This is a genomic window from Paracoccus sp. 228 (genome assembly GCF_000967825.1).
Taxonomy (GTDB): Bacteria; Pseudomonadota; Alphaproteobacteria; order Rhodobacterales; family Rhodobacteraceae; genus Paracoccus; species Paracoccus marcusii.
Genome location: NZ_JYGY01000001.1, coordinates 318,541 through 343,628, shown reverse-complemented (window position 1 = coordinate 343,628; position 25,088 = coordinate 318,541). Strand labels below are relative to the sequence as shown.

General features: G+C 68.8%; 24 protein-coding genes and 1 riboswitch. Of the genes, 10 read left to right on the top strand and 14 right to left on the bottom strand.

Annotated features, from left to right (window positions below):
- Positions 1-4: 4 nt before the first annotated feature.
- The 8 genes from SY26_RS01605 to SY26_RS01570 all read right to left on the bottom strand — a co-directional run bounded on the left by SY26_RS01605 (position 5) and on the right by SY26_RS01570 (position 9,013).
- Complete coding sequence (locus SY26_RS01605) at positions 5-565, bottom strand: hemerythrin domain-containing protein (RefSeq protein WP_045999009.1); 561 nt, start codon at positions 563-565, stop codon at positions 5-7.
- Positions 562-1,512 (bottom strand): ABC transporter permease, encoded by a 951-nt coding sequence (locus SY26_RS01600; protein ID WP_045999008.1) that lies wholly within the window; start codon positions 1,510-1,512, stop codon positions 562-564. Before SY26_RS01600 ends, SY26_RS01605 begins: the two co-directional genes overlap by 4 nt.
- 4 nt (positions 1,513-1,516) lie before the next feature.
- A complete protein-coding gene (locus SY26_RS01595) occupies positions 1,517-2,818 on the bottom strand; it encodes an ABC transporter permease (protein ID WP_045999007.1) in 1,302 nt (433 codons plus the stop codon).
- Between the two features lie 59 nt (positions 2,819-2,877).
- Positions 2,878-3,954 (bottom strand): ABC transporter substrate-binding protein, encoded by a 1,077-nt coding sequence (locus tag SY26_RS01590; RefSeq protein ID WP_157020379.1) that lies wholly within the window; start codon positions 3,952-3,954, stop codon positions 2,878-2,880.
- A gap of 105 nt (positions 3,955-4,059) precedes the next feature.
- Entirely contained in the window at positions 4,060-5,130 is a 1,071-nt protein-coding gene (locus SY26_RS01585; RefSeq protein WP_045981304.1) for an ABC transporter substrate-binding protein, read from the bottom strand.
- Between the two features lie 25 nt (positions 5,131-5,155).
- A complete protein-coding gene (locus SY26_RS01580; RefSeq protein ID WP_045981305.1) occupies positions 5,156-6,259 on the bottom strand; it encodes an ABC transporter ATP-binding protein in 1,104 nt (367 codons plus the stop codon).
- Between the two features lie 222 nt (positions 6,260-6,481).
- Positions 6,482-8,389, bottom strand: coding sequence for a DEAD/DEAH box helicase (locus tag SY26_RS01575; RefSeq protein ID WP_045999005.1), 1,908 nt, complete (start codon positions 8,387-8,389; stop codon positions 6,482-6,484).
- Between the two features lie 147 nt (positions 8,390-8,536).
- Positions 8,537-9,013, bottom strand: a complete 477-nt coding sequence (locus SY26_RS01570; protein ID WP_045999004.1) for an acyl-CoA thioesterase — start codon at positions 9,011-9,013, stop codon at positions 8,537-8,539.
- A gap of 94 nt (positions 9,014-9,107) precedes the next feature.
- Positions 9,108-9,210, top strand: a riboswitch (TPP riboswitch).
- Between the two features lie 70 nt (positions 9,211-9,280).
- Between SY26_RS01570 and thiD the strand changes: the two genes are divergently transcribed.
- Genes thiD through SY26_RS01520 form a run of 10 tightly spaced genes read left to right on the top strand, consistent with a single transcriptional unit; the run spans position 9,281 to position 16,587 of the window.
- Entirely contained in the window at positions 9,281-10,084 is an 804-nt protein-coding gene (thiD, locus tag SY26_RS01565; protein WP_084693636.1) for a bifunctional hydroxymethylpyrimidine kinase/phosphomethylpyrimidine kinase, read from the top strand.
- Positions 10,077-11,036, top strand: a complete 960-nt coding sequence (locus SY26_RS01560) for an FAD-dependent oxidoreductase (protein WP_045999003.1) — start codon at positions 10,077-10,079, stop codon at positions 11,034-11,036. The genes thiD and SY26_RS01560 overlap by 8 nt, the downstream gene beginning before the upstream one ends.
- Positions 11,026-11,223, top strand: a complete 198-nt coding sequence (thiS, locus tag SY26_RS01555; protein WP_045999002.1) for a sulfur carrier protein ThiS — start codon at positions 11,026-11,028, stop codon at positions 11,221-11,223. Before SY26_RS01560 ends, thiS begins: the two co-directional genes overlap by 11 nt.
- A gap of 3 nt (positions 11,224-11,226) precedes the next feature.
- Positions 11,227-11,988 carry a thiazole synthase gene (locus SY26_RS01550; RefSeq protein WP_045999001.1) on the top strand — a complete coding sequence of 254 codons (762 nt, stop codon included), beginning with the start codon at positions 11,227-11,229 and terminating at the stop codon, positions 11,986-11,988.
- Positions 11,985-12,581: a thiamine phosphate synthase gene (locus SY26_RS01545; protein ID WP_045999000.1), complete on the top strand. Its 597-nt coding sequence runs from the start codon at positions 11,985-11,987 to the stop codon at positions 12,579-12,581. The genes SY26_RS01550 and SY26_RS01545 overlap by 4 nt, the downstream gene beginning before the upstream one ends.
- Positions 12,578-13,549 carry a HesA/MoeB/ThiF family protein gene (locus SY26_RS01540; RefSeq protein ID WP_045998999.1) on the top strand — a complete coding sequence of 324 codons (972 nt, stop codon included), beginning with the start codon at positions 12,578-12,580 and terminating at the stop codon, positions 13,547-13,549. The genes SY26_RS01545 and SY26_RS01540 overlap by 4 nt, the downstream gene beginning before the upstream one ends.
- Positions 13,546-14,478 carry an ABC transporter substrate-binding protein gene (locus SY26_RS01535; RefSeq protein ID WP_045998998.1) on the top strand — a complete coding sequence of 311 codons (933 nt, stop codon included), beginning with the start codon at positions 13,546-13,548 and terminating at the stop codon, positions 14,476-14,478. The genes SY26_RS01540 and SY26_RS01535 overlap by 4 nt, the downstream gene beginning before the upstream one ends.
- Positions 14,475-15,152: a TenA family protein gene (locus SY26_RS01530; protein ID WP_045998997.1), complete on the top strand. Its 678-nt coding sequence runs from the start codon at positions 14,475-14,477 to the stop codon at positions 15,150-15,152. The genes SY26_RS01535 and SY26_RS01530 overlap by 4 nt, the downstream gene beginning before the upstream one ends.
- On the top strand, positions 15,149-15,844 hold the full coding sequence (locus SY26_RS01525; protein ID WP_052715078.1) for an ATP-binding cassette domain-containing protein: 696 nt from the start codon (positions 15,149-15,151) through the stop codon (positions 15,842-15,844). The genes SY26_RS01530 and SY26_RS01525 overlap by 4 nt, the downstream gene beginning before the upstream one ends.
- Positions 15,832-16,587, top strand: a complete 756-nt coding sequence (locus SY26_RS01520; protein ID WP_045998996.1) for an ABC transporter permease — start codon at positions 15,832-15,834, stop codon at positions 16,585-16,587. The genes SY26_RS01525 and SY26_RS01520 overlap by 13 nt, the downstream gene beginning before the upstream one ends.
- On the opposite strand, the gene SY26_RS01515 is transcribed toward SY26_RS01520, so the two are convergent.
- The 6 genes from SY26_RS01515 to SY26_RS01490 form a co-directional block, all read right to left on the bottom strand.
- Positions 16,574-17,362 carry a MetQ/NlpA family ABC transporter substrate-binding protein gene (locus tag SY26_RS01515; protein WP_045998995.1) on the bottom strand — a complete coding sequence of 263 codons (789 nt, stop codon included), beginning with the start codon at positions 17,360-17,362 and terminating at the stop codon, positions 16,574-16,576. The genes SY26_RS01520 and SY26_RS01515 overlap by 14 nt on opposite strands.
- 30 nt (positions 17,363-17,392) lie before the next feature.
- Positions 17,393-18,067 carry a methionine ABC transporter permease gene (locus SY26_RS01510; protein WP_045998994.1) on the bottom strand — a complete coding sequence of 225 codons (675 nt, stop codon included), beginning with the start codon at positions 18,065-18,067 and terminating at the stop codon, positions 17,393-17,395.
- Positions 18,057-19,091 carry a methionine ABC transporter ATP-binding protein gene (locus tag SY26_RS01505; RefSeq protein ID WP_045998993.1) on the bottom strand — a complete coding sequence of 345 codons (1,035 nt, stop codon included), beginning with the start codon at positions 19,089-19,091 and terminating at the stop codon, positions 18,057-18,059. Before SY26_RS01505 ends, SY26_RS01510 begins: the two co-directional genes overlap by 11 nt.
- Before the next feature lie 201 nt (positions 19,092-19,292).
- Positions 19,293-21,122: a response regulator gene (locus tag SY26_RS01500; protein ID WP_045998992.1), complete on the bottom strand. Its 1,830-nt coding sequence runs from the start codon at positions 21,120-21,122 to the stop codon at positions 19,293-19,295.
- Positions 21,112-21,975, bottom strand: a complete 864-nt coding sequence (locus SY26_RS01495) for a protein-glutamate O-methyltransferase CheR (protein ID WP_045981320.1) — start codon at positions 21,973-21,975, stop codon at positions 21,112-21,114. The genes SY26_RS01500 and SY26_RS01495 overlap by 11 nt, the downstream gene beginning before the upstream one ends.
- Positions 21,972-25,037 (bottom strand): response regulator, encoded by a 3,066-nt coding sequence (locus tag SY26_RS01490; protein ID WP_232303239.1) that lies wholly within the window; start codon positions 25,035-25,037, stop codon positions 21,972-21,974. Before SY26_RS01490 ends, SY26_RS01495 begins: the two co-directional genes overlap by 4 nt.
- Positions 25,038-25,088: the final 51 nt, after the last annotated feature.

The window sequence follows — 25,088 nt, the reverse complement described above, 5'->3', positions numbered from 1 at the left end:
TGCCTCAGATGGGTACGCGAAGCGCCCCCAAAGGCTCCTCCAGCGCCCGCTCCTCGTACCCGAAATGCGACCGGATCGCCCGGTCCAGCGCCGCGAACCGCTCCGCACACAGATCGAGCGCCGCTGGCCCCCGATCCGCGACAAGCGCCTGTGCCGCCTCGTGCAACGCGCCGATCAACCTGTGGATCACCTCATGCTCGGCCTTCAGCCGACGGATCACCGGGGCCAGTGCCGACCCGCCCCGCTCCGCAAGGGCCGGAAACATCCACTGCTCCTCAATGTCGTGATGGTTCTGCAAAAGCGCGCAGTCGCGGCCGCAGGCAGTGCCGAACTGCGCCATGTTGCGCGCCAGCGCCGTCCCGGCCACCGCCGGTGCGACCAAGGACGGATTGGCCTGCGCGGCCCGGACCTGAACCAGCAGCCGCTGCACGCCGTCCAGTTCGGCCCGGTACATGTCATGGATGGCGGCCAGGCGCCGGCCATGTGCGCGCTCGGCCCGCGTGATGGCGGGATAGGACGGGGGCGCAGGACGCGCGCCCTCGTCCTCCAGCTCTTCGGGCGTCATCGAGGCGTGACGCCCCGGATACGCTCGGACCGCCGGCGCAGCAGTTCCACCGTGGTCAGCAGCGCGATCGAGAAGATCACCAGCAGCGTCGCCACCGCCAGGATGGCCGGGCTGATCTGTTCACGAATGCCGTTCCACATCTGGCGCGGAATGGTCTGCTGATCGGGACCGGCGATGAACAGCACCGCCACGACCTCATCGAACGACGTGACGAAGGCGAACAACGCCCCCGACACCACGCCTGGCAGGATCAGCGGCATCGTCACCTTGAAGAAGGTCGTGCGCGGATTGGCCCCCAGGCTGGCCGCCGCACGGTTCAGCGACTGATCGAACCCCACCAGCGTCGCGGTGACGGTGATGATCACGAAGGGAATACCCAGGGTCGCATGGGCCAGGATCACCCCCAGATAGGTTCCCGCCAGCCGCCCGCATTCCGGCGACAGCCCGACCAGCGCCAGCAGTTCGCAGGGGTTCGAGTAGAAGAAGAACATCCCCGTCGCCGTGATGATCAGCGGCACGATCATCGGAGAGATCAGGATCGCCATGATCGCCCGGCGGAACGGCATCTCGGGCCGCGACAGGCCCAGGGCCGCCAGCGTTCCCAGAACCGTCGCCACGATGGTCGAACATACCCCGATGATGATCGAGTTCTTGGCCGCCTGCACCCATTTCGCATTCGCCCAGGCATCCGACCAGAAGGCCCAGCCCGTCGAATCCGGGTTCTGCATCCCGAAGGTCAGCAGGCTGGAATACCACCGCATGCTGTAGCCGTCAGGGTCGAGCGACAGCATCCGGTCGGTGAACGTGAAATAGGGCTCGGCGTTGAACGACAGCGGGATGATCACGATGATCGGCGCGATCAGGAACACGAAGATCAGCGCGCAGACCGTCAGGTAGGTATAGTGCCAGACATGCTCCAGCGGGCTTGCATAGGTCGGAACAGCCATTCGCTTACCCCAGTTTCAGGTTGTCGACGCCGACAAGGCGGTCGTAGAGCCAATAGAGGATCAGCACCGACCCCAGCAGCAGGGCCGCCAGCGCCGCCGCCATCGACCAGTTCAGCGTGCCGGTCATGTGCTGGGCGATCATGTTCGAGATCAGCTGCCCCGACGATCCGCCGACCAGCGCGGGTGTGATGTAGTATCCGACCGCCAGGATGAAGACCAGCATCGCCCCCGCCCCCAGGCCCGGCAGGGTCTGCGGAAAATAGACCCGGCGGAACGCGGTCCAGCTTGTCGCGCCCAGGCTGCGCGCCGCACGGACATAGGCGGGGTTGATGGTCCGCATCACCGAATACAGCGGCAGGATCATGAAGGGCAGCAGGATATGCGTCATCGCGATGATCGTGCCGGTCTGGTTATAGATCATCTGCAACCGCTGCCCGCCGCCGATCACACCCAGCCAGACCAGGATGTCGTTCACCACGCCCTGCTGCTGCAGCAGCACCATCCAGGATGTCGTGCGCACCAGAAGCGACGTCCAGAACGGCAGCAGCACCAGGATCATCAGCAGGTTCGACTTGCGCATGGGCAGCGTCGCCAGCAGATGCGCGATGGGAAAGCCCAGGATGAAGGTCAGGCCGGTGATCACCGCCGACAGCCAGAAGGTGCGCCAGAACAGGGTCAGATAGATCCGCTGCTGTTCCGCGACCTGCTGGATGTTGCCGGCCTCGTCCCGGGTGCGGTCGACCGCTGCCAGATAGAAGTTCGCCGTGACCGGCGTCGATGCCGATCGCATGACGGACCACAGGCGCGGGTCGCCCCAATCCTCGTTGATCTCCAGCAGGGCCTGTTGATAGGGCGGCTCCAGCCCGCGGCGGACCTGGCGCCCGGTCGCGGTGAACAGCGACCGCGTCCCCGGCATGTCATAGTTGATCCGCGTGCCCACCACCCCGATGCTGCGCGCATCGGCGCTGGCGATCAGGTCCTGGGCCAATGCGGTCCAAGCCGCCTCGTCGGGCGCGGTGCCGGGCTCCGTCGATGCGAACCAGGCCGAGACCTGCGGCATGTTGGCGGAAAAGCCGTCATTGTGAAACGACCGCGCCAGCATCTGCCCGATCGGCACCACGAAGGTGATCAGGATGAAGGCCAACAGCGGCAGAACCAGCAGAAAGGCCCGCCGTCGCGCCCGGCGCTGGCTGTGCGCCAGGGCGCGGGCCAGCGGCATTCCGTCGGCGGTCGTCAGCGTGCCAGACCCCACACCGGATGCGGTGGTGGCAATGGCGGCATGTGGATCAAGTGCGGCGTCGGCCATGTCGTCCCCCGGGCAGTCAGGTCCGCCGCCCCCGGATGCGGGGGCGGCAGGGTGTCAGTTCAGGACGCGGCCAGCCAGCTGTTGAAGCGTTCGGTCAGTTCCGCGGAATGGTCGGCCCAGAATTCCGGATCGTCCGTCACCGCATTGGCCAGCGCCTCGGGACTGGTCGGCATGTGCGGCGCCATCTCGGTCACGCCGTCCTGGTACAGCCCGACCAGTTCGTTCGACGATTTCCGCGCCGGGCCATAGGCGATGTATTTCGCCTGATCGGCCAGACGCTGCGTGTCGGTCGCGAATTTTAGGTATTCCATCGCCGCGTCCGGGTTGGGTGCATCGACCGGGATCACGAACATGTCCATGTCCAGGTACTGGCCGTCCCAGATGATCTCGAAGGGCTGCTTTTCGGCCACCATCGCGTCAAAGGCGCGACCGTTATAGACGGTGGTCATGCTGACCTCTCCGTCGGCCAGCAGCTGCACGGGCTGGGCGCCGGCCTCCCACCAGACGGTGTCGGCCTTGATCGTGTCCAGCTTGGCAAAGGCGCGGTCCACGCCCTCGGGGGTGGACAGCACGTCATAGACCTCGGCCGCGGGCACGCCGTCGGCGATCAGCGCCAGATACAGGGTGCGCTTGGGGTTCTTGGGCAGGCCGCGCTTGCCCGGGAAGGTCTCGGTGTCGAAGAAATCGGAGGCCGTGCTGGGGGTCTCTCCCTCGAACTTGGTCGTGTTGAACGAAATGACCGTGCCCCAGACGATGTTGGCGACCGCGCAATCCTGCAGCGCGCCGGGCACGAAATCATCTGCCGCAGCGGTGCCGTCGGGCGCACTGGGCAGGTCGGCGGGGTCGATCTCGACCAGCGCACCCTCGTCGCACAGGCGGATCGCGTCGCTGACCTCGACGTCGAAGACGTCGCCCGTGACGTTGCCGGCCTCGACCTGGGCGCGCAGCGGCGTCGCGGGGTTGTCGGCGGCGATCATGTTGACGGTGATGCCGGTCTCAGCGGTGAAGGGCTTGTTGTAGGCCTCGACCTGGCTGACCTCGTAGGCGCCGCCCCAGGACACGACGTTGACCTCTTGCGCCATCGCGCCGAAGGCCACGCCGCACAGGGCGGTCGAAAGGATCAGGGTGGATTTCACGTTGGTTCTCCCGGTTGGTTGGTCTCGGGCATTTTTGCCCGTTGTCATTGGCCCCGTTGGCGGGGCGCGGACCGGGCGGGACGAACCCTCCCGGTCCGAACTGGATCAGCTGGCCAGCCAGCTGTTGAAACGCTCAATCAGCTCGGCGTCGCGGTCGACCCAGAAATCCAGGTCCGATGCCAGCGCCCCGGCCATGTTCGCATCGAAGGTGGGCAGGTTGGGGCCCATCGGCTCCTCGGTGCCCTCGATGTTGCCGACCATCGCGGCGGCGGACCGGCGCGGCGGACCATAGCTGATGAATTCGGCGGCGCGGGCCTGGGGCGCGGGCGCGGTGGTCCAGGCCACGAATTCCATCGCCTGCTCCAGGTTCGGCGCGCCCTTCGGCACGACCCAGCCCTCCATCTCATAGATCTGGGCGTCCCAGATGATCTCGAAGGGCTGGCCGTCGGCCTGCGCCGCGTTGAAGATCCGGCCGTTGAAGGCATAGGCCATGCTGACCTCGCCATCGGCAAGCAGCTGCGGGGGCTGGGCGCCTGCCTCCCACCAGATCACCTCGGACTTGATCGTGTCCAGCTTGGCAAAGGCGCGGTCCACGCCCTCCGGGGTGGACAGCACGTCATAGACCTCGGCGGCGGGCACGCCATCGGCCATCAGCGCCAGCTCAAGGTTGAACTTGGCGCCCTTGCGCATGGTCCGCTTGCCCGGAAACGCTTCCAGATCGAAGAAATCGGCAGGGGTCGCGGGCTTGGCCTCCGGGAAGGCGGTCTCGTTGAACGCCAGGACCATCGAATAGACGTCGGTCGCCACAAAGCATTCGGTCACCGCGCCGTCGATGAAGTCGTCGGCCGCTGCCGTCCCGTCCTCGGCCGGCAGCAGGATGGCGGGGTCGATCATCTCCAGCGCGCCCTCGTCGCACAGGCGCACCGCATCGGCATATTCGACCGACGCGACATCGACGCTGACATTGCCTGCCTCGACCTGCGCCTTGATCGGGGTCGCGGGGTTGTCGGCATCCGACATAACGACATTGATGCCCGTTTCCGCCGTGAACGGCTTGGCATAGGCCTCCAAGTGGCTGTTGCCATAGGCGCCGCCCCAGGACAGCAGGTTCACATCGGCCAGGGCCGGCCCGGCGACCAGGCCCATCGCGGTGCTGAGTGCAAGAAAACGCTTCATCGAAGTCTCCGGTTGGGAAAAGGGATCAGATCGGGTCCAGCGCGCGGGCATCCTGGGGATGCCAGCCGATGCGGATGACCTGGCCGGGGTCCAGACGGGTCTGGCCGATCGTGTTGCGCATCTTCATGACGAAATTGTCGCTGCCGGCGACCTTCAGCCGGGCGCGCAGGATGTCGCCCATATAGATGACCTCCATCACCTGCGCCTCGATCGTGTGGGCGCCCTGGGACATCATCTCGGGCTTGAACTCGACCCGTTCGGGGCGGATCGACACGGTCGTGCGCTGACCCCTCTCGCGGATGTTCACGGCGGTCGCGTCGATCACCCCACCCCCGTCCAGCCGCACCAGCGCCTTGTCGCCATCCAGCTGCTCGATCGTGCCAGCCAGGGCGTTGTTCTCTCCGATGAAGCTTGCGACGAAGCTGTTCTCGGGGCGCTCGTAGAGGTCGGACGGCGGGGCCAGCTGCTGGATGCGACCGTCGTTGAAGACCGCGATGCGGTCCGACATGGTCAGGGCCTCGCCCTGGTCATGGGTCACATAGACGACGGTGATTCCAAGTTTCTCGTGCAGGTGCTTGATCTCGAACTGCATATGCTCGCGAAGCTGCTTGTCCAAGGCGCCAAGCGGCTCGTCCATCAGCACCAGTTCGGGGTCGAAGACCAACGCGCGGGCCAGGGCGATCCGCTGTTGCTGCCCGCCGGACAGCTGCGCCGGACGCCGGTTCGCGAACTTGCCCATTTGGACCATGTCCAGCGCGCGGGCGATGCGCGTCTGGCGTTCGTCCTTGCCCATCCCGCGGACCTCCAGCGGAAAGGACAGGTTCTCTCCGACGGTCATGTGCGGGAACAGGGCATAGTTCTGGAACACCATGCCGATCCCGCGCTTGTGCGGCGGCACCTGGTTGATCGGACGCCCGCCAAGACGGATTTCTCCGTTCGTCGCGGTCTCGAAGCCCGCCAGCATCATCAGGCAGGTGGTCTTGCCGGAACCGGACGGCCCCAGCATCGTTAGAAATTCACCCCGTCCGATCGACAGATTCAAGTCTTTGACGACAAGTGTCTGTCCATCATAGCTTTTTTGCACATGCTCGAAGGCGACGAATGCGTCGCCGTGGCGGTCGTCCAGCAAAAGCGCTCTCCCTGTTATGTCGTTGGTTATTCAGCGCAAGGATCAGGTTAAGCGTCGCCCTGCCCGACTGGCAATATCAATTGCGACATTCCATGCCCCGAACGCGTCGCGCCCGAAACCCCGCAAGGGAGCTTCGGGCGCGAGGGCCATGTGGATTGCAGAGCGTGCAGGGCCCACTGCCTGTTTGTCAGGCAGTTGCTTGGCCCCGCAGGCAGTTGCCGGTCAGGCGGGCCGCTTGGGTCCCTTGCGATGCGCCTTGGGGGCGCCCGCCTTGTCGCCGGCGGGCCTGGACTTGGCCCAGGCCGGCTTGGGGCCCTTGCCAGCGTCGGCCGACGACTTCTTCTTCCACGATTTCACGGCCGCATGCGGTCCGGTCTCGCGCGGTTCGGCAGGGGCATCATCGGGCAGCCAGCCGCCGCGGGCGGACTTGACGCGGGCGTGGTGACCCTCGTCCGACGCGGCGTGCTTGGCACGCGGCGCGGGCTTGCGACCCTCGGAACGGTTGTCGGTGCGCGGGGCACGGGGCGCCCGTTCGATCGGCGCGTCCAGGTCGGGGGCGCCGTCCATGCGGCGCATGGTGACCTCCGGGGTGATCTCGATGAAATCGCCGAACTTGGCGGCGACTTCCGACGCGATCTGGATATAGGACAGGTCCTGCTTGACGCGGATCGCACCGATGCTGTCGCGGGTGATCCCGCCCGCATCACAGACCTTGGGCAGCAGCCAACGCGCCTCGGCCCGACCGGAATGACCGACCGACAGCGTGAACCAGACCGACGGGCCGAACTCGCGCTGCGCACGGGGGGCCATCGGTGCGGGGGGCGCATGCGCCTCGGACAGTTCCTCGGCAGCGGGGCGGCCTTCGCGCCACAGGCGCAGGAAGGCGGCGGCGACCTGTTCGGCGCTGAACTGCTCCAGCAGCTGCGCGGCCAGGGCGGCGTCGTCGCCCACGGGTTCACGCAGGCCGGGATGGTCCAGCATGCGCTGATCATCGCGCGCCCGCACCTCGTCCGCTGTCGGCGCGTCCAGCCATTCGGCCGAGACCTTGGCGTTCTGCAGCAGACGCTGTGCCCGACGATAATCGGCCGACGGCACGATCAGCGCGGACACGCCCTTGGAGCCCGCACGCCCGGTGCGGCCCGACCGGTGCAGCATCGTGTCGGGGTTGGTCGGCAGGTCCGCGTGGATCACCAGCTCCAGCCCCGGCAGGTCGATGCCGCGCGCGGCCACGTCGGTGGCGATGCAGACGCGGGCGCGCCCGTCACGCAGCGCCTGCAGGGCGTGGGTCCGCTCCTGCTGGGACAGTTCGCCCGACAGGGCCACGCATTTGAAGCCCCGGTTCGACATGCGCGCCAGCAGATGGTTCACGTTGGCCCGCGTCTTGCAGAAGACGATGGCGGTCTGCGCCTCGTGGATGCGCAGCAGGTTGAAGATCGCGGGCTCGCGGTCGCGGGCGGTCACGGTATAGGCGCGATAGGCGATGTCGCCATGCTGGCGCGCCTCGCCCATTGCGGCGATGCGCAGGGCGTCGCGCTGGAAATCACGGGCCAGCTTCTCGATCGCCGACGGCACCGTGGCCGAGAACATCAGCGTGCGGCGCTCGACCGGGGCGGCGCCCAGGATAAACTCCAGGTCCTCGCGGAAGCCCAGGTCCAGCATCTCGTCAGCCTCGTCCAGGACGGCCGCGCGCAGATCCGACAGGTCCAGGCTGCCGCGGTCGATATGGTCGCGCAGGCGGCCAGGCGTGCCGACCACGATCTGCGCGCCGCGTTGCAGGGCGCGCTTTTCGTTGCGATAGTCCATACCGCCGACGCAGGTCGCGATCTGCGCGCCGGTCCCGGCATAGAGCCATTCCAGCTCGCGCGCGACCTGCAGCGCCAGTTCGCGCGTGGGCGCGATGGCCAGGGCCAGCGGCAGCTCGCCCGCGATGATGCGGTCGCCGTCCAGAAGGTCCGCGCCCATCGCCAGGCCAAAGGCCACGGTCTTGCCCGACCCGGTCTGGGCCGAGACCAGCACGTCGCGGCCCGCGGCCTCGGGCGCCAGCACCGCCGACTGCACGGCAGTCAACGTCTCATAGCCCTTGTCGGCCAACGCCGCCTGAAGCGGCGCGGGGAAATTCAGTTCAGTCATGTGATTCGCCAAAATGCGGGGGCCGTGAGCGACCCGATGAGCGGCACCTATCGTCGCTGCGACCGGCCCACCCTGCACCCGCCGCCCCGGACTAGCAGGGCCAAAGGCGGTTCCCTACGCGGTTTGGATCGCAAAGTCCACGCCCAATCAGGGGGTGTTCGACGCGGCCTCCTGGCGGGCCGCGATCTCGCGCCGCATGGTGCGCCTGACCTCGGCCGACCGCCAGCGCTGGCGGTCGATGTCGTCCTCAAGCTCGGGCTTGGGGACCGGCACAGGATGGCCTCGTTCGTCGACCGCGACCATGGTAAAATAGCAGGAATTGGTATGCCTGCGGGTGCCGCGGCGGATGTTCTCGGCCTCGACCCGGATGCCGACCTCCATCGAGGTGCGGCCGGTATGGTTCACCCGCGCGCGAAAGGTCACCAGCTCTCCCACGTGGATGGCCTCCTTGAAGGTCACCTGGTCGACGGACAGGGTCACCGCATATTCTCCAGACCAGCGCGACGCGCACGCATAGGCCACCCGGTCCAGACAGGCCAAAAGCGCGCCGCCATGCACCTTGCCGCTGAAATTCGCCATGTCCGGCGACATCAGCACCGTCATCTCCAGCCCGCGCCTGTCCATCTGTCCCCCGTCCGCTGTCCCACCATCCTGCGACAATCGCGCGGGCGCGAAAAGCCCCCCTTGCGCCCCGGGCCCGCCGCGCCTAGCCTTGGGGGGCAAACCGTTGGGGTGTCCCGTCACAGGGGCTGAGAGGCGACAGCCAACCCATCGAACCTGATCCGGGTCATACCGGCGGAGGGAACGGTGCAGATATCCGCGCGGCCATCGGCCCGCCCTGTGTCCCCACCCCTTTGCCCGGTCACGACCCGCCACATTACGGGGGACGACGTGACAGCACCCATTGCCCTGACCATCGCCGGGTCCGATTCGGGCGGCGGCGCCGGCATTCAGGCGGATCTGAAGACCTTTTCGGCCCTTGGCTGCTATGGCGCCAGCGTCGTGACCGCGCTGACGGCGCAGAACACCCGCACCGTGGCTTTGGTCGAACCGGCCAGCCTCGCGATGATCGCAGGGCAGATGCGTGCCGTTCTGGACGATCTGGACGTCCGGGCGGTCAAGCTGGGCATGCTGGGCGGGGCCCAGGCCGTCGCCACGGTGGCCGGGGGTCTGGACGGCTGCGGCCTGCCCATCGTGCTGGACCCGGTGATGGTGGCGAAATCGGGCGACCGCTTGCTGCCGCCCGATGCCATCGACGCGCTACGTTCCCTGTTGGGCTGCGCGACGCTGCTGACCCCGAACCTGCCCGAGGCCGCCTGCCTGCTGGGTTGTGCCCCGGCCACCACCCCGGCCCAGATGGCCGAACAGGGTGCTGCGCTGCGCGCCATGGGCGCGGGGGCCGTGCTGATGAAGGGTGGGCATGGCGAGGGCGCGATCTGCACCGACCTTCTGGTGACCGCGCAGGGGGCGACGCCTTTCAGCGCCCGACGCCTGTCCACCCGCAACACGCATGGCACTGGCTGCACGCTGTCGGCGGCCATCGCAGCCGGCCTGGCACACGGCCTGCCGCTGGAGCAGGCGGTCGGGGTCGCACACCGCTATCTGCAACGCGCGATCGCGGCGGCCGACGATCTGTGCGTGGGGTCGGGGCACGGGCCGGTGCATCATTTCCATGCGGTCTGGTCGCATGGCTGATGTCACCATCATCGGCGCGGGCGTGGCCGGGCTGTTCGCGGCCCATGTGCTGGTGCAGCGCGGCCTGACCCCGCGCATCCTGGACCGCAAAGGCGCGCCCGGCCCACACGGCTGCTCATGGTGGGCCGGCGGCATGCTGGCCCCGCAGTGCGAAGGCGTGACCGCCGACCCCGTGATCACCCGCCTTGGCGCAGAAGCCGCCGATGCCTGGTCCGCCGTCACGCCCGTCACGCGGCGCGGCACGCTGGTCCTGGCGCTGGACCGCGACCGGGCGGAACTGGCCCGCTTTGCGCGCCGTGCCACGGCGCATCACCCCTGCGATAGCGCCGATCTGGAACCAGACCTGCAGCCCCGGCCCGGCCTGATCTTTCCAACCGAGGCGCATCTGGACCCCCGACGTGCCTTGGCGGATCTGGCCGCGTGGCTGGCCGCGCGCGGCATCGGCATCGAATGCGTGACCGCCGAACCCGGCGACGTCGCAGGCCCGGTGATCGATGCCCGCGGACTGTCCGCCGCCCTGCCCGACCTCCGCGGCGTGCGCGGCGAGATGGTCGTTCTGCACGCGCCCGACATCGCCCTGACGCGGCCGGTCCGCCTGCTGCATCCGCGTCATCCGCTGTACATCGTGCCACGCGCGGGCGGCCTGTTCATGCTGGGCGCGACCCAGATCGAAAGCGCATCCCGTGCGCGTCCCACCGCTCGGTCGGTGCTGGAACTGCTGTCGGCGGCCTATGCGCTGGATCCCCGCTTTGCAGAGGGCGCCATCGTCGAGATGGGCGCCGATCTGCGCCCGGCATTTCCCGACAACGTCCCGCGCGTGACCGTCCAAGGGCGGGTGCTGCACCTGAACGGGCTGTTTCGTCACGGATACCTGATGGCCCCCGCGCTGGCGCGCCAGGCGGCCGATTACCTGATCACCGAAACCAAGGGAGAACTGGTCCATGAGGATTGAGGTCAACGGAACCCCCCGCGACATCGCCGCCACCACCGTGGCCGACGCACTGTCCGAACTGGGCTGGGGCGAGGCCCGCGTGGCCACAGCGCTGAACGGTGATTTCCTGCCCGCCGCGTCCCGCCCGACGCAGGCGCTGCGCGACGGTGACCGGCTGGAGGTCCTGGCACCCATGCAGGGAGGATAGGCGATGCGTGATTTCTATGGCGTCACCCTGACCAACGCGCTGATGCTGGGCACCGCCCAATACCCGTCCCCGTCGGTCCTGCAGGAGGCGTTCCGCGCCAGCGGTGCGGGCGTGGCCACCGTGTCGCTGCGCCGCGAGGCCGGCCAGGGCCAGGCCTTCTGGTCGCTGATCCGCGATCTGGGCGTGCGCGTGCTGCCCAACACCGCCGGCTGTCACAGCGCGCGAGAGGCCGTGACCACGGCCCGCATGGCGCGCGAAGTCTTTGAAACCGACTGGATCAAGCTGGAGGTGATCGGCCATGCCGACACCCTGCAGCCCGATCCCTTCGGCCTGCTGGAGGCCGCGACGACGCTCTGCGCCGAGGGGTTCCATGTGTTTCCCTATACGACCGAGGATCAGGTTCTGGCCGCCCGCCTGCTGGATGCGGGGTGCCGGGTGCTGATGCCTTGGGGCGCGCCCATCGGGTCTGGCCTTGGGCTGAACAACCGCCACGGGCTGCGCATGCTGCGCGCGGCCTTTCCTGACGTGCCGATGGTGATCGACGCGGGCCTTGGCCTGCCCAGCCATGCGGCGGAGGCGATGGAGATGGGGTTCGACGCGGTTCTTCTGAACAGCGCGGTGGCGCAGGCGGGCGATCCGGTCGCGATGGCCCGCGCCTTTGCGCTGGCCGTGCAGGCGGGCGCCTTGGCGCGCGACGCCGATCCCATGGGGGTGCGCGACATGGGCGCGCCCTCCACCCCCCTGATCGGGAGGGCCTGGCTGTGACGCTGCCGCGCTTCTATCCGATCTTCGATGATGCCGCATGGCTGGACCGCGTTCTGCCTCTGGGCGTCCGGCTGGTCCAGCTGCGGCTGAAGGACCGCGACCCCGCCTATGTCCTCGACCAGATTGACCGCGGGCTGCGCCTGGCGCGCGCACATGGCGCGACGCTGGTCGTCAATGACCACTGGCAGGCGGCGATCGATCTGGGCGCCGACTGGTTGCACCTGGGGCAGGAGGACCTGGACGACGCCGACCTGCCCGCCATCCGCCGCGCCGGGCTGCGGCTTGGCGTCTCGACCCATGACCGGGCGGAACTGGACCGTGCGCTGGCGCTGGCCCCCGATTACGTGGCCCTTGGGCCCGTCTGGCCCACGATCCTGAAAAAGATGCGCTGGCACGAACAGGGCTTGGACCGCGTCACCGAATGGAAGGCGCTGGTGGGCGACATTCCGTTGGTCGCGATCGGCGGGCTGACCCCCGATCGCGGTGCGCAGGCGCTGGCGGCGGGGGCGGACATCGTATCGGCCGTGACCGACATCACGCTGAACCCCGACCCCGAGGCGCGGATCGCCGACTGGCTGGCGGTGACGGCATGATCCGCTATGCCCGCCAGATGGTGCTTCCGGGCATCGGCGCCGCGGGCCAGGATCGGCTGGCGCAGGCCCACGTGCTGGTCGTGGGCGCGGGCGGGCTGGGCTGCCCCGCGCTGCAATACCTGGCCGCCGCGGGAGTGGGTCGGATCACCCTGGTCGATCCCGACCGCGTGGAGGAGACGAACCTGCACCGCCAGCCCCTGTACCGCATGGACCAGGTGGGCCGACCCAAGGCCCAGGCCGCGGCGGCCGCATTGGCGGTGCTGAACCCCGACTGTCAGGTGGTGCCGCGTGTGGAATGGCTGACCCCGGCCAACGCGAGCGATCTGGTGCAGGCAGCCGACGTGACGCTGGATTGCGCCGACAGCTTTGCGGTCAGCCTGACGCTGTCTGATGCCTGCATGGCGGCGGGCAGGCCGATGATCACCGCCTCTGCGCTTGGCCTGTCGGGCTATGCCGCGGGCTGCTGCGGCGGGGCGCCCAGCCTGCGCGCGATTTTTCCCGACCTGCCCGCGCAGGCCGCCAGCTGTGCCAGCGCGGGTGTGCTGGGCCCCGTCGTCGGGATGATCGGAGCGCTGCAGGCGCAGATGGCGCTGGCCGTGCTGCTGGGCCTGGACCCTCGGCCCTTGGGGCGGCTGATCAGCTGGGACGCAGGCGGCTGGCGGATGGGCGGCTTCCGCTTCGACACCGCGCCCGAATCCGCCGACCCCCTGCCCTTCATCGCCCACGCCCAGATCGCCCCCGGCGACCTGCTGATCGACCTGCGGACCGAGGCCGCGCCCATCGCCGGCGCCCGCCACCTGCCTCCAGACCGCATCGCGCATCTGGACCCCGGCCCTGCCACGCGGGTGGTGCTGGCCTGTCGCACCGGCCTGCGCGCGCACAATGCCGGGCAGGTGCTGCAATCACGCTGGTCGGGGCGCATCGCCCTGCTGGCCCTGACCGATGACGACCTGAAAGGACGCCCATGAAGACGCTGACCCTGGCGCTGGCCGTGCTGGCCCTGCCCGCCCATGCCGAAACCCGCCTGACGGTGATGCTGGACTGGTTCGTGAACCCCGACCACGCGCCCATCGTGCTGGCTCAGGAACTGGGCTATTTCGCGGATGCCGGCCTGGCGGTTCAGACCGTGGCCCCGTCCGACCCCAACGATCCGCCGCGCATGGTCGCCGCCGGGCGCGTCGATCTGGCCGTCAGCTATCAGCCGCAGCTGCACCTGTCCCGCCACCAGGGCTTGCCGGTGACCCGCGTCGGCACGTTGGTGGAAACGCCGCTGACCTGCCTGGTCGTGCTGGCCGACAGCGGTATCACGACCCCTGCCGACCTGTCCGGCCGCAAGGTCGGCTTTGCCGTGGCGGGCGTGCAGGAGGTGATGCTGGACGCCATGCTGACCGATGGCGGGCTGGCCCCCGACGATGTCGAACAGATCAACGTCGGCTGGTCCATCGCGCCTGCGCTGATGTCGGGACAGGTGGACGGCGTCATCGGCGCCTTCCGCAACTTCGAGCTGAACCAGCTGCGGCTGGAGGGGTTCGAGGGCCGCTGCCTGAACCCCGAGGATCACGGCATTCCGGCCTATGACGAGCTGATCTATCTGGCCGATCCCGCCCGCATGGACCGCGCCGCCGTCGCGGCCTTTCTGGAGGCCACGGAACGCGCGACGGCCTTCATCAAGAACGACCCCGACGCGGCGTGGCGGATCTTCGCGGAGACCGCCGCCGAACTGCGCACCCCCCTGAACGAGGCCGCGTGGGCCGACACCTGGCCCCGCTTTGCCGGGCGCCCCGCGGCGCTGGACGCGGGCCGGTATCTGCGCTTCGAGGCTTTCCTGGCCGATCGGGGCGCCACGCCGGGCGGACAGTCGCTGTCCGATCTGGCCATCGACGTGACCGCACCATGAGCGCGCCCGACTATGGCCGCGCCTTCGCGCTGTGGCGGGACGCGGCGGGGGCGCACTGGGACGCCTATGTGGACCACGCCTTCGTGCGCCAGCTGGCGGCGGGCAGCCTGCCCCGCGACAGCTTCCTGCATTACCTGCAGCAGGATTACGTCTTCCTTCTGCATTTTGCGCGGTCCTGGGCGCTGGTCTTTGCCAAGTCCGACCGGATGTCGGAGATGGCGCTGGCCTCATCCATCGCGCATGGGCTGCTGAACGGAGAGATGCCGCTGCATGTCGCGATCTGCGGCCGCGAGGGCATCTCCGAGGAGACGCTGCAGCGGACCCCGGAATCGCCAGCGAACATGGCCTATACGCGGTTCGTGCAGGCCACCGGCTATGCGGGCGACATGCTGGACCTGCTGGCGGCGCTGTCACCTTGCGTCTTCGGCTATGGCCAGATCGGGCTGGCGCATGCGGACAGCGGCGGCCCCTATGGCGAATGGACCGCGACCTATGGCGGCGCCGACTATCAGCGCGTCTGCCATGATGTCGGCGCGCTGATCGACGCGGCGCTGGAGGCGCGGTTGGGCCCTGACTGGCCCGCCCTGCCCCGCGCGTGGACGCTGGCGCGCCATTTCACACAGGCCACCCAGCTGGAGGTCGGATTCTGGCAGATGGGGCTGGACCGGACATGATCCGCATCACGGGCGATCTGATCCTGGACGGGCGGGTGCTGCTGCCGGATCTGGCGCTGGACTGTCCTCCGGGGCGCTGGACGGCGCTGATGGGGCCGTCGGGGGTGGGCAAGTCGACCCTGGGCCGGATCGTGGCGGGCCTGCCCGTGGCCGCGCGTCTGGCCGGGGCGGCGGATGTCGCGGGCCCGGTCACCCTGATGGGCCAGCAGGATCAGCTGCTGCCTTGGGCCAACGCGCTGGCCAATGTCACCATCGGCGCGCGGCTGCGTGGGCAGGCGCCCGACCGCGCCCGCGCCCGCGCCCTGCTGGCCGATCTGGGCCTGGCGGGGCTGGAGGGGCGTCGCCCCGCCCAGCTGTCGGGCGGCCAGCGTCAGCGCGTGGCCTTGGCCCGCACCCTGATCGAGGATCGCCCGGTCGTCGTTCTGGACGAGCCGTTTTCGGCGCTGGACGCCGCCACGCGGGCGCAGATGCAGGATCTGGCGGCGCGGCACCTGGCCGGGCGCACCGTCATCCTGATCACCCACGACCCGCTCGAGGCCGCGCGGCTGTGCCACGCGGCCTTCCTGCTGGATGCCCGGGGAGCCCGCCCGCTGGCCCTGCCCGCGACGCCCACGCCGCGCGCGCTGGACGATCCGCAGGTTCTGGCGGCCCAGGCCGCGCTGTTTCGCAGCCTGATGCCATGCGCGGCCTGATCGCGGTCCTGGTCGCGCTGTCGGTCTGGCAGGGCGTGGTCTGGGCCAGCGGCGTGCCGCCCTTCATCCTGCCCGGTCCCGCGCGGGTGGCGCAGGCACTGATGGATCACGCCGCGATGCTGGCGGTGAATGCGCGCTTCACGCTGGCCAATCTGGCGGCGGGGCTGGCCCTGGGGGTGGCGCTTGGGGTCGGGACGGCGGTCAATCTGGCGCTGTCGCCCGCGGCACGGTGGCTGCTGCGACCGATGCTGATCGCGGCTCAGGCGGTGCCGGTCTTTGCGCTGGCCCCGATCCTGACGCTGTGGCTGGGCTACGGCGCGCCCAGCAAGGTCGTCATGGTGGCGCTGGTGGTCTATTTCCCGGTGGCGTCGGTGCTGTTCGACGCGCTGATGCGCCCGCCCGCCGCGCTGGACGATCTGGCGCGGTCGATGGGCGCAAGGCCCCTGCGGCGCTTGACGCTGATCCAGCTGCCCGCCGCCCTGCCCGCGCTTGGGTCGGGGCTGCGGCTGGCGGCGGTGCAGGCGCCGCTGGCGGTGATCGTGGGCGAATGGGTCGGCTCCAGCCGGGGCCTGGGCCATGTGATGCTGATGGCGAACGGGCGGGGTCAGACCGACCTGATGTTCGCGGCCCTGGCCGTGCTGACGGCGATGGGGCTGGCGCTGTTCGCCGCGGCAGGCGCGGTGCAGCGTCTGACGGAAAGGGGCCGCCTCGAAGGACGGCCCCGGGCGATCACCACGAGGTGATGACGGCCCCGTCGTATTTCTCGTCGATGAAGGCCTTGACCTCGGGCGACTGGTACGCCTCGACCAGGGTCTTGACCCAGGGCTCGGCCTCGCGGCCCTGCTGGACGACCAGGATGTTCACATAGGGGCTGTCGGCCTTTTCCATGGCGATGGCATCCTCGCGCGGGGACAGGCCCGAGGCCAGTGCATAGTTGGTGTTGATCACCGCGATGTCGGCATCGGCCAACGCGCGGGGCAGCTGCGCCGCGTCCAGCTCCAGGAACTGCAGACCCTTGGGGTTGTCGCTGACATCCAGCGGGCTGGGAACCAGGCCCGTGCCCTCGGCAAGGGTGATCAGGCCCAGATCCTGCAGGATCAGCAGCGCGCGGCCGCCATTGGTCGGATCGTTCGGGATCGCGACCTGCGCGCCCTCGGGCAGCTCGGCGATGTCCTCGACCTTGTCGGAATAGATCCCCACTGGCGTGGTGATAGTGGTGCCGACCTCGACCAGCGCGAAGCCGCGGTCCTTCATCTGGTTCTCCAGATAGGGGCGGTGCTGGAAGCTGTTGGCATCCAGATCGCCATCGGCCAGCGCCTGGTTCGGCACGACGTAGTCGGAAAACTCGATGACCTCGATGGTCAGGCCCAGGGGTTCGGCGACCTCGGCCACCTTCTCCATGATCTCGCCATGTTCGCCGGGGGACACGCCGACCTTGATGTCTTCGGCCATGGCGACGGAGGCCATGGCGGCGGTGGAGAGGGCGATGGCGGATACGAAGGTTGTCAGACGCAGCATGGGATTCGTCCTTTCTTGTCTGCGGGAAATTCAGGCGCCGCGGTTGCGGGGCGCGCGGCGGTCGACGCGGGCCGCGATCCATTCGCCAAGCGACTGGACCAGCTGCACCAGCACGATCAGGATGACGACGACGGCGGCCATGACCTCGGGCATGAAGCGCTGGTATCCATAGCGGATGCCCAGATCGCCCAGACCCTGCCCGCCGACCGCGCCGACCATCGCGGAATAGCCGATCAGGCTGACCACGGCCAAGGTCAGGCCCAGGGTGATGCCGGGCAGCGCCTCGGGGATCAGCACCTTGCGGATGATCTGGAAGGGCGTCGCCCCCATGGCGCGGGCCGCCTCGATCAGGCCGGCATCGACCTCGCGGATGGCGTTCTCGACCAGCCGCGCGATGAAGGGGATGGCGGCCAGGGTCAGCGGCACGATCGCCGCGTCCGTGCCGATCGACGTGCCGACCAAGGCCCGCGTGAAGGGGATGATCGCCACCACCAGGATGATGAACGGGACCGAACGCGTGGCGTTCACCGCCAGCCCCAGCACCTTGTTGATCCAAGGCGCGCTCAGGAGTTCCCCCCGCTGAGAGCAGGCCAGGAACACGCCCAGGGGCAGCCCGCCCAACGTCCCCAGGATCGCCGAGATGGCGACCATGTAGAGCGTCTGCAGCGTCGCGTCCCACAGGATCGGGATCAGGTTAGCGGACATGGCCCAGCACCTCCGTGGTCAGACCGTGTTGCTCAAGGAAGGCGCGGGCCTGATCGCCCCGGTCCTGGGGCACCGAGATCAGCAGGTTGCCGAAGGGGCGCGTGCCGATCTCCTCGATGGTGCCGCCCAGGATGTTGGCGCTGATGCCCAGATCGGTCGCCAGCCGCGCCAGCATCGGGTCGGTCGCATGCAAACCCGCAAAGGTCACGCGGATCACTTGGTCGCCCGGCGGATCGGTCTGCAGCCGCGCCGCGACGAAGGCCGGCAGCGTGGCCCCGGTGACGCCGGACAGGAAGCGCCGTGTCGTGGCATGTTCGGGCCGGGCGAAGATGTCGTAGGTCGGACCGGCCTCGACGATGCGGCCCGCCTCGATCACCGCCATGTGGCTCGCGATGTCGCGCAGCACGGCCATCTCATGCGTGATCAGCAGGACGCTGACGCCCAGGTCGCGGTTGATCTGGGCCAGCAGGTCCAGGACGGTCTGCGTGGTCTCGGGGTCCAGCGCGCTGGTCGCCTCGTCCGACAGGAGGACCTTGGGGCCGGTGGCCAACGCGCGCGCGATGCCCACGCGCTGCTTCTGCCCGCCCGACAGTTCCGCCGGATAGCGGTCGGCCAGCGCGCCAAGGCCTACCTGCTCGATCAGCTGGTCGACGCGGGCGCGGATCTGGCCGCGCGGCGTGCCCGCGACCTCCAGCGGCAGGGCGATGTTGCCCCGCACCGTGCGCGAGGCCAGCAGGTTGAAGTGCTGGAAGATCATCCCGACATCGCGCCGGATCGCGCGCAGCGCGGACCCGGTGGCGGTGCCCACGTCGCGGCCCGAGACCGTGACGCGGCCCGTCGTCGGCCGCTCCAGCCCGTTCACCATGCGAAGCAGCGTGGATTTGCCCGCGCCGGACCGGCCGATGATGCCGGTGATGCTGCCCTCAGGGACCGACAGGGTGATGTCGGCCAGCGCCGTCACCTGCCCTCCCGCCTTGGGAAAGGACTTGCCCAGCCCTTCGAAGGTTATCGCCGCGCCGGTCATCCGCATCCTGCATGCTTGCCAAAAGTCAGGGCGCGGTCCTGCCCGAAACGGCCGCCGGGCGCAAGCCGTGCCGCAGCCGCACGGCGATCCCGCCCGGAACGGCCGTTCGCGCGCCGCGCAGCCTGCCGGAACGCAGGCCCAGCCCCGGCCGATGCGCACGGACCGCGGCGGTCGGGACGCGCATCGGGCAGGACGGCATCCTTATTCCGCGGCGTCTGGCACCCCGCGCGCCAGAAGCGCGGTCAGGATCGTGCGCAGCGTGTCGGGGCGGAACGGCTTTTCGATCAGCGGCGCATGGTCGAACCCCTGCGGCAGGTTCTCACGGCCATAGCCCGACACGAAGCAGAACGGCACCGAAAGGCTGTCGAACAGGGCCGCGACCTCGTCCACCGGCTCTCCCTTCAGGTTGCCGTCCAGCAGGGCCAGGTCGATCGGCCCGTTCCGGGCAGCGGCCATCGCCTCGGGGACGCTGCGGGCGACGCCGGTGACGGTGGCTCCGGCATCCTCCAGCTCATAGCGCAGGTCCAGCGCGACGAGCGGCTCGTCCTCGACCAGCAGGACGCGCGCGCCCTCCAGCGTCGATGCGCGGATGACGGGCTGGCCAACCAGCGCCTCGGCGGTGGCGGCGTGACCCGCCAGCCGGGTCACGCCGTCGGTCAGGCGGATGGTCCAGACGACCCCGTCGGGGTTCCAGTCGGCGCTGACCGCCGCCGCATCGCCGCCCCCGGCCGCCCCGATCAGCGTCATGCCGAAGCCCATGCGCGACGGCGCGGTGACCGCCGGGCCGCCCGTCTCGCGCCAGGTCAGGACCAGGCGCTGCCCCTCAAGGCGCCAGGCGATGTGCACGATCCCGCCCGGAACCGACAACGCACCGTATTTCGCGGCATTCGTGCCCAGTTCGTGCAGCGTCAGCGCAAGGCGCAGCATGGTGTCGGGGGCCAGTTCCACCGGCGGGCCGTCGCGGCGCAGCCGGTCGCCGTCCAGCGTGCCCGAACTGATCTGGTCGTCGATCAGCTGATCCAGCGGCGCGCTGGCCCAGGTCGCATCCGACAGGATCGAATGGGCGCGGGCCAGCGCCTGCAGGCGTCCGCCAAAGCTGGTCTCGAACTCGGGCAGGCTGCCGGATTGGCGCAGGCTTTGGCGGGCGATGGCCTGAACGTTGGCCAGAGTGTTCTTGATGCGGTGGTTCAGCTCTCCGATCAGCAGGGCGCGGACCTCTTCGGACTGCTTTCGTTCGGTGATGTCCTGGACCTGCAGCGACAGCGATTGGCGGTTCAGACCCTCGGACAGGACCGATCCATAGACCTCACAGCAGATCGGGCCGATATCGGCGTGATCCAGGCTGATCTCGGCCGAGAAGCGCGGCACGCCATCCTGCTGGCTGTCCAGCCAGCCGGTCAGCAGTGTGGCCCCCTGTTCGTCCAGCCAGCCCGCCGCGGTGGCGGTCATGCCCAGCATGTCGCCCGCGGGCCGCCCGAACATGCGTTCGGCCCCCTTGGACCAGCTGCGCACGCACAGGTTCCGGTCCAGCGTGACGAAGGCCAGCGGCGAATTGTCGGCATGGGCCTTCAGTTGCGCCATCGCGCGGTCGCGGTGCAGCGCGATGTCCTGCATCTCGTCGCGCTGGCGCTGCAGGTCCTTGGCCTGGCGGCCGATGCGGAAGAACACCTCGGCCTTGGATTTCAGCACCACGGGGTCGATAGGCTTGAAGATATAGTCGACCGCCCCCGCCTCGTACCCGCGGAACCTGCGGGCCTCGTCCATTTCGGCGGCGGTGACGAAGATGATGGGCACGCCGCGGGTGCGTTCGGTGGACCGCATCAGCTCCGCCAGCTCATAGCCGTCGGTGCCGGGCATCTGCACGTCCAGAAAGGCCAGCGCGTAATCATGCTGCAGCATCAGTTCCAGCGCCTCGGTCGCGGACCGCGCGGTGTCGACCACCAGCCCGTCGCGCCGCAGCAGCGCCTCCAGCGCCATGATGTTTTCCGCGATGTCGTCGACGATCAGGAAACGGATGGGTCTATCGGGCATGAACAGTCTCCTGGTCGGCATTCCGGCGCCAGATCCGGTCCGGTTCGGCAAAGGCCGCGAAGGACGCGGCATGGGTGGAAAAGCGCAACGTCTCGTGAGAGCCGAGGCCAAGAAAGCCGCCCCGCGCCAGCGCCTCGGCGAACAGGCCCACGGCGCGGTCCTGCAGCGTCCCGTCGAAATAAATCAGCACGTTCCGGCACGACACCAGCTGGACCTCGGAAAAGACCTGGTCGGTGGCCAGGTTGTGCTCGGTGAACACCGTGCGCGATCGCAGGCCCCGGTCAAAGGCCGCGCGCCCATAGGCGGCGGTATAGTAATCCGACAGCGACCCCAGCCCCCCCGCCCGCTGATAGTTCTGCGAGAAGACCGGCAGGCGATCAATGTCATAGATGCCGGCCTCGGCCCGGGCCAGGGCGCGGCGGTTGATCTCGGTCGCATAGAACATCGTGCGGTCGAACAGCCCCTCCTCGCGGAACAGGATGGCCAGCGAATACAGCTCCTCGCCATCGGCACAGCCCGCCACCCAGACCTTGAGCGAGGGGAAGGTCCGCAGATGCGGGATCACCTCGCGGCGCAGTGCCAGGTAATAGGCCGGATCGCGAAACAGCTCGCTGACCTGCACGGTCATCGCGTCGATGATGTCGGGCAGCACCGCGGGATCGTGCAGCAGGCGGCCCTGCACCTCGGACAGGGTCGCGCAGCCAAGCCTTTCGCGCGCCAGTTCGGCACGACGGGCCAGCGATGCGCGCGAATAGGACCGGAAGTCATAATGGTGGCGCCGGTTCAGCGCCTCCAGGAACAGGTCCAGCTCGATCGCGTCGGCCGCGCGCAGGGGGACGGGATCGACGCTCATCGCGGCATCCAGACCCGGGTCAGCGACAGCAGCTTGTCGACATCCAGGGGTTTGGGCAGATAGTCGTTTGCCCCCGCCGCCAGGCACTGGTTCTGATCCTCGGCCATCGCCTTGGCGGTCAGCATGATGATGGGCAGGCCCTTCCATCGGTCGATCTTGCGGATCTCGCGCGTGGCGGTCAGGCCGTCCATCTCGGGCATCATCACGTCCATCAGCACCAGGTCGATCTTGGGGGCGGCACCGTCGTTGATGCGGCCCAGGGCCTCCAGCGCCTCGCGGCCGTTCCGGGCAATCTGCACGGTCGCGCCATGCGGCTCGAACACGCCGGTCAGGGCATAGACGTTGCGGATGTCGTCCTCGACCACCAGGATGCGGCGCCCCTCCAGCTGCGCATCGCGGTTCAGCGACGCGGCCAGCATGTCGCGCTGTTTCTGCGGCAAATCGGAGACGACCTGATGCAGGAACAGCGTGACCTCGTTGATCAGGCGCTCGGGCGATTTTGCGCCCTTGATGATGATCGATTTCGAATAGCGGCGCAGGCGCTGCTCCTCGGCCTCGGACAAGGCGCGCGCAGTATAGACGATGACCGGCGGGAAGGACGCCGTGCCGTCCCCGTCCAGCTGCTCCAGCACCTCGAACCCCGATGCATCCGGCAGCGTCATGTCCAGGACGATGCAGTCGACCGTCTGGCTGCGGCAGATCTGCAGTGCCTCGGCGGCGGTACCGGCGCCCACCGTCTCGACCCCGTCGCTGGTCAGCAGCGCCTTCAGGCCCAGCATCTGCGCGGGATCGTCCTCGACGATCAGCACGCGGCGCAGGCGCTGTTCCAGGCGGGTCTCCAGGTTGCGGATCGCAGTGGCCAGGTCGTCGCGCCGCACCGGTTTCATCATATAGCTAATGGCGCCCTGTGCCAGCGCCTCCTTGGTGTAATCGTCGGCCGAGACCATGTGCACCGGGATGTGTCGCGTGGTCGTGTCGCGCTTCAGCCGGTCCAACGCGGACAGGCCCGAATGGTCGGGCAGGCCCACATCCATCACGATCGCCTGCGGCAGGAAATGGCGCGCCGCACGCACCGCGTCATCCGCCCGGCCCACGCAGACGCAGCGGAAGCCCAGCTCCTGCGCCAGACCATAGAGGATGCGGGCGAATGCCGGATCGTCCTCGACCACCAGCATCACCCGGTCGCCGGCGCCGATGTCCGCGCGGTCGTCCTCGACCCCCGGCAGGGCGTCCAGCATCATCGGCGCGGGTTCGGGCATCGTGGGCGCGGGCAAGGACCGCCGCGCAGGTGCCGGCGATTGCAGCGCCGGGGCGGCGGGCAGGATCAGCGTGAAGGTGCTGCCCTTGCCGGGCGCGCTGGTCAGCGTGATGCGCCCGCCCAGCAGATCGGCCAGTTCACGGCAGATCGACAGGCCCAGCCCTGTTCCGCCGAAGCGGCGCGAGATGGTGCCGTCCGCCTGCCGGAACGCCTCGAACACGGTCTCCTGCTGGCTGGCGTCGATGCCGATGCCGCTGTCCTGCACCGACAGCGCGATCCCCTGCGCCGCCGGGGAAATATGCAGCACCACCTGCCCCCGTTCGGTGAATTTCAGCGCGTTCGAGATGAAGTTCCGCAGCACCTGCTCCAGACGCTGCCGGTCGGAGGAGAACGCCGCGACCTTGGGATCGACCTGCGCCGACAGGGTCAGCCCCTTGTCGCGGGCCTGCGCCTCGAAGGCGCGCACCAGCTTGTCGGCCAGCGCCTGCGGCTCGACCGTGTCGCGCGACACGTCCATCTTGCCGGATTCGATCTTGGACAAGTCCAGGATGTCGTTGATCAGCGCCAGCAGATCCTTGCCCGATGCCTCGATCGTCTCGGCCCAACGGACCTGCTCCTCGGACAGGTTGCGGCCGCGGTTGTCCGACAGCAGCCGCGACATGATCAGCAGCGCGTTCAGCGGCGTGCGCAGCTCGTGCGACATGTTGGCGACGAATTCGGACTTGTAGCGGCTCTCCTGCGCCAGCTCCTGCGCCTGATCCTCCAGCATCCGGCGCGACCGGGCCAGCGCATCGCGCTGTTCCTCCAGCTCCTGCGTCTGGCTTTCAAGCTGGGCGTTCTGTTCTTCCAGCTCTGATTGCTGTGCCTCCAACCGGCGCTGGCTGTCCTGCAGAGCGCGGGTCTGCTCCTCCAGCTCTTCGTTGGACGCCGCAAGCTCCTCGGTATGGGCGCGCAACTCCTCGGCTTGACGGCGGGTCTCCTCCAGCAATTCCTGCAGCTGCTGGCGATACTGGGCGGACCGCAGCGCGATGCCCAGCTTGTCTCCGATACGCTCGAACAGGTCGATCACGCGAGGCGGCGGGGCGGCATCCAGCCCGAACTCCAGCACGCCGTTGATCAGCTGCCCGTCCCGCATCGGCACGATCAGCGCATGCGCCGTGCGCCCCCGCGCCAGTCCCGTCGCCCAGCCCAGCGCCTGGTCCGGCGCAAGGGACATCTGCAGGATGCGACCTTCGGTGACGGCGCGGCCCAGATGGCCTTCGTCATCCGCCACGCGTTCCGCCAGGGCGTCACCGTCGGTGCCCCATTGCGCCAGCCGCAGGTGGCCATGTCCATTACGGGCATAGGCGACGGCGGCCCGCGCGCCGATCCGGTCGGCCAGAACCTGCAGGACCTGGCGGGCCAGCTTTTCCGCGGTCAGGTCGCCCTGGACGGCACGGGACACCGCGACCTGGGTGCCGGTGATCCAGTCGGTGTCCAGCAGCTTGCCGCGGGTGACGATCAGCCTTCGCCCCAGAAATCCCAGGCACAGATACACGATCCCGGCCAAGCCGCGGTTCACGGCTGCCACGGTCGGATCGATGCCGGTGTTGTCCTTCTGGAACGCCAGCGCCATCGCCACGCAGACCAGCACGGCCGTGGCCACCGGCAGCGCGGGCCAGCGCGCGAAGACTGCAAGACTCAACGGCAGGATATAGATCAGCCAGACCGCCGTCCCCAACGGCACCATCAGATCGAGGGTAAACACGCCGGCAAGGGCCGCTGCGATGACGACCAGAATCGTCAGGTCTTGGGTCTTGGTCACGATCTCTCCTGGTCGGCGGCATTTTCGACGTCACCGTCGAACGCCGCGACA